This is a genomic window from Mesorhizobium sp. M7A.F.Ca.CA.004.06.1.1 (assembly GCF_003999135.1).
In the GTDB taxonomy this organism is placed as follows: Bacteria; Pseudomonadota; Alphaproteobacteria; order Rhizobiales; family Rhizobiaceae; genus Mesorhizobium.
Map to the genome: position 1 here is coordinate 1 of NZ_RZPQ01000456.1, position 4,806 is coordinate 4,806.

The 4,806-nt window shown below is 62.4% G+C and carries 5 protein-coding genes; all 5 read right to left on the reverse strand.

All coding sequences use genetic code 11. The annotated features are described in order from the left end of the window. Positions 1 to 154: 154 nt before the first annotated feature. Complete coding sequence (locus EN906_RS23250; protein ID WP_127272300.1) at positions 155 to 856, reverse strand: SURF1 family protein; 702 nt, start codon at positions 854 to 856, stop codon at positions 155 to 157. 96 nt (positions 857 to 952) lie between these two features. Beyond that, on the reverse strand, positions 953 to 1,333 hold the full coding sequence (gene cyoD / locus EN906_RS23255) for a cytochrome o ubiquinol oxidase subunit IV (RefSeq protein WP_127270910.1): 381 nt from the start codon (positions 1,331 to 1,333) through the stop codon (positions 953 to 955). Further along, entirely contained in the window at positions 1,330 to 1,956 is a 627-nt protein-coding gene (cyoC, locus tag EN906_RS23260; RefSeq protein ID WP_127270912.1) for a cytochrome o ubiquinol oxidase subunit III, read from the reverse strand. Before cyoC ends, cyoD begins: the two co-directional genes overlap by 4 nt. Positions 1,957 to 1,961: 5 nt before the next feature. After that, complete coding sequence (gene cyoB, locus EN906_RS23265) at positions 1,962 to 3,974, reverse strand: cytochrome o ubiquinol oxidase subunit I (protein WP_127272301.1); 2,013 nt, start codon at positions 3,972 to 3,974, stop codon at positions 1,962 to 1,964. Positions 3,975 to 3,989: 15 nt separating this feature from the next. After that, on the reverse strand, positions 3,990 to 4,806 hold an 817-nt coding region (locus tag EN906_RS23270; RefSeq protein WP_164777301.1), incomplete at its 5' end, for a ubiquinol oxidase subunit II.

A 4,806-nucleotide genomic window follows, 5' to 3' on the forward strand; every position in this document is an offset into this window, starting at 1 on the left:
GCTTCAAACATCGAAAATGGTTCCATTGGCGCGGCGGAGTGATACGCAAATCGGTCGCGTTTCGCCAGCGGTTTTAGCTAGGTGCTCCAGCCCGAGGCGGGGGTGCCGGGAAGCCTGCCCTGCCTGCTCCTTTCAGCTTTGCCTCGGCCAGCGGTCAGCCCCCGCCGTGTTTCCCAGTCTGCCGCAACAGATAGATGACCGCGCCCAGCACCATCAAGGCCAGCCCGAACCATGTCAGGGCATAGGCCAGATGGTTGTTGTGGAACGAAACGACCGTCAGGCCGCCGACCGGCCACCCTCCCGGATTGGGCGCGGCATCGGCATCGATGAAATAAGGAGCGACCTGCCCGAGGCATTGCGTCGTGGCGATCGCCTGCACATCGCGCGAATACCAGCGGTTGGCGGCCGGATCGTTGTTGCGCAGGAAGCCGCCCTTCGGTTCGGTCAGGCGCAGCAGGCCGCGAATTCCGGTGTGATCACCCGAGGGCTTGCCTGCGAGGCGGGTTGCCGGATCGCGCTTGTCCGTCGGCACGAAGCCCCTGTTCACCAGAATCGTGAAGCCATCATCCGCTCGGAACGGCGCCATTACCCAGAAACCACCGCCGCGATCGGTGACCGCCTGGACCAGGGTCTCGCGATCACCGAGGAACCGGCCCGTGACGGCAAGCTGGCGATACTCATCATCCCTGGCGTTGATCTCTGGCCAGGCCGAAGGCGCCGGGGCGGCCACAGGTACCGCCTTGAGACGCTGGTCGACACGCTCGATCAGGTCGAGCTTCCAGACGCGGCGCTCCAGCTGCCAGATACCGAGCGCCGAGAACCCTGCGACGCCGATGGCACCGCAAAGGCAAAGCACCAACAGCGTCCATGGTGAACGCGTAACCCTTTGGCCGTCGCCTGTATTCGAATGCGGTGTCGTCCGCGCCTGTTCATCCAAAGCCAGGTCCCTCTCTCAGGGTATCTGACTCATGTCATGGCCGGGCATCATGTTGGCGTTCAGATGGTACATGACCCAGAGCGAGCCCGTCAGCGCGATCACCACCAGGATGAGGGTGAAGATCAGGGCCATCATGGTCCAGCCGCTCTCCGACCTGGTGTTCATATGCAGAAAGAACACCATGTGGACGATGATTTGCACGACGGCGAAGGCCATGATGGCAATCGCCGAAGCCATCTGATTGCCGAGTGCGTTGGTCATGACCAGCCAGAAGGGAATGGCGGTCAGCACGACGGACAGGCCGAAGCCTGTCAGATAGCCGCGCAGCGAGCCGTGATCGACGCCGTGACGCGCGTGGCTCTGGTCGCTGGTGTCTGTGTGGTGGCCGGCGCTCATCGCAACATTCCCATCAGATAAACGAAGGTAAAGACGCCGATCCAGATGACGTCAAGGAAGTGCCAGAACATGCTCAGGCACATCAGGCGCCGCTGGTTCGCGGCGATCAGCCCGTGCCTGGAGACCTGCACCATCAGCACCACCAGCCAGACCAGGCCGAAGGTGACGTGCAGGCCGTGCGTTCCGACCAGCGTGAAGAACGATGACAGGAAGCCGCTGCGCTGCGGCGTCGCCCCCTCGTGGATGAAATGGGCGAATTCGTAGAGTTCGATGCTGAGAAAGGCGAGGCCGAACAGGCCAGTGATCACCAGCCACACCTGCATGGGTTTCACCCGTCCCTTCGCCATCTCCAGCATCGCGAAGCCGTAAGTGATGGAGGACAGGAGCAGCATGGTGGTGTTCAGCGCGACCAGCGGAAGATCGAACAGATCCTTCGGCGCGGGTCCGGCCGCGTAATTGCCACCGAGCACGCCGTAGACCGCGAACAGCATCGCGAAGATGAGGCAGTCGCTCATCAGGTAGATCCAGAAGCCGAGCATGGTGCTGCTGCCGCTCTCGGCATGGCCGTGGTCGTCTTCCAGGTGGAAGACCGTGTCGTCGATCACCGTGTCGGCGTGTGCCATGGTGCTTATCCCGCCTGGCTGGTGGCTGCGAGCAGGCGTGTCCGCTCGTCCTCGACGCGGGTGACGTCACTGGACGGAATGTGGAAGTCCCGGTCGTAGTTGAAGGTATGCGCGATGGCGTAGCCGATCAGGGCGACGAAGCTGACGATCGCCAGCCACCAAATGTACCAGATGAGCGCCATGGCAAGCACCACGCTCAACCCGGCCAGGACGACGCCGGCTCCGGTGTTGCGCGGCATGTGGATGTCGCGGAAGCCCGTCAACGGACGCTGGTAGCCGCGATTCTTCATGTCCGCCCAGGCGTCGAGATCGTGGACGACGGGCGTGAAGGCGAAATTGTAGGCCGGGGGCGGCGACGAGGTTGCCCATTCGAGGGTGCGCCCGTCCCACGGATCGCCGGTATCGTCGCGAAGCTGCTCGCGCCGGCGCACGCTGACGAAGATCTGGATGAGGAAGGACAGGATCCCAAGCAGGATCAGGAAGGCGCCGAAGGCGGCGATGATGAACCAGATCTGCAGCGAGGGATCCTCAAAGGTGCGCAGCCGGCGCGTTACGCCCATCAAGCCGAGGATGTAGAGCGGCATGAAGGCGAACCAGAAGCCGACCACCCAGAACCAGAACGACATCTTTCCCCAGAACGGATCGAGCCGGAAGCCGAATGCCTTGGGGAACCAGTAGCTGATGCCGGCAAACAGGCCGAACAGCACGCCGCCGATGATGACGTTGTGGAAATGCGCGACCAGGAACAGGCTGTTGTGGAGCACGAAGTCGGCCGGCGGAACCGCGAGCAGCACGCCGGTCATGCCGCCGACGACGAAGGTCAGCATGAAGGCGACCGTCCACATCATCGGCAGTTCGAAGCGGATGCGGCCGCGGTACATGGTGAACAGCCAGTTGAATATCTTGGCGCCTGTCGGGATCGAAATGATCATCGTTGTGATGCCGAAGAACGAGTTGACGCTCGCTCCCGATCCCATGGTGAAAAAGTGATGCAGCCAGACCAGGTAGGACAGGATGGTGATGACGACGGTCGCGTAGACCATCGACGTGTAGCCGAAGAGCCGCTTGCCGCAGAAGGCCGAGGTCACTTCCGAAAATATGCCGAAGGCCGGCAGGATCAGGATGTAGACCTCGGGGTGGCCCCAGATCCAGATCAGGTTCACGTACATCATCGGATTGCCGCCGAAGTCGTTCGTGAAGAAGTTGGTGCCGACATAGCGGTCGAGAGCCAGCAGGGCCAGCACCGCCGTCAGCACCGGGAAGGCGGCGACGATGAGCACATTGGTGCAGAGCGCGGTCCAGGTGAAGATCGGCATTCTCATCATGGTCATGCCAGGCGCGCGCATCTTGACGATGGTGCAGACCAGGTTCACGCCCGACAGCAGCGTGCCGACGCCCGCCACCTGCAGGGCCCAGATATAGTAATCGACACCGACATCGGGACTGTAGCCGATCCCCGACAACGGCGGATAGGCAAGCCAGCCGGTGCGGGCGAATTCGCCGACGAACAGCGACATCATGACGATGACCGCGCCGCCGACCGTCATCCAGAAGCTGAAATTGTTGAGGAACGGAAACGACACGTCGCGCGCGCCGATCTGCAGCGGGACGACGAAATTCATCAGGCCCGTCACCAGCGGCATCGCCACGAAGAAGATCATGATCACGCCGTGCGCGGTGAAGATCTGGTCGTAGTGATGCGAATTGAGATAGCCTTCCGAACCGCCGAAGGCCATCGCCTGCTGGAGCCGCATCATGATGGCGTCGCTGAAGCCGCGCAGCAGCATGACGATGCCGAGCACCATGTACATCACGCCGATGCGCTTGTGGTCGACGCTGGTGAACCATTCGCGCCACAGATAGCCCCAGAGCTTGAAATAGGTCAGCGCGCCGACGAGGGCGATGCCGCCCAGCGCGACGACTATGAAGGTCGCGACCACGATGGGCTCGTGCAGCGGCAGCGACTCGAGCGTAAGCCGGCCGAAGATCGCCTTGAGAAGAGCAGGATTGTCGAACATGTCTTGCGTGGCGCCTCAGGAGTTGAAGGGCGACCGAAGCGTGCCGGTTGCGGAAGGTGACGGCAGTCGGATCGACAGGGGCAGTGGCCGTTGCAGACCAGCGCCGACGATCGGCGTCGAGGTCATCGGCGTGAAGGATTGATCGGCCTTCGAAGCCGCCAGTGCTTCTTCGGTCGTGCATATGCTGGCGACATAGGATGGGGCAGGGCCGAATATCGTGCCGCGCCGGGCGAACTTGTCGTACAGTAGCGGAAGGGTGTTGCGGATGCCGGCCATTCCCAGACCGCCCTTGGCATCGATCTGCGACATCTCGCTCATGCACATCTTGCCGGGCTCGACGCACATGTTGAGGATCGCCTTGTAGAGATCGGCATCCACCGCCGCATAGTGGCGCACGGGTTGGTTCTCGCTGGGCTGTTCGAGCTCCAGATAGCCGTTTCGGTCGAGCTTGCCGCCGCCGTCCTTTGCCTTCGCGATCCATGCCTGGAAACCGGCGTCGTCCAGGCCGTGGAACGCGAACCGCATTCCCGAGAAGCCGGCGCCGCTGTAGTTGGCGGAGAACCCTTCATAGTCGCCGGACTTGTTTATGACGGCGTGCAGCCTGGTTTCCATACCCGGCATTGCATAGATCTGGCCGGCCAGTGCTGGAATGTAGAAGGAGTTCATCACCGATGCGGAGGTGATGCGAAAGCTGATCGGCCGGTCGACCGGCGCAGCCAGTTCGTTGACCATGGCGACGCCGTACTCCGGATAGATGAACAGCCATTTCCAGTCGAGCGCGACGACTTCGACCTCAAGCGGACGCACGTCCGGCGGCAGCGGCTTGCCGGCC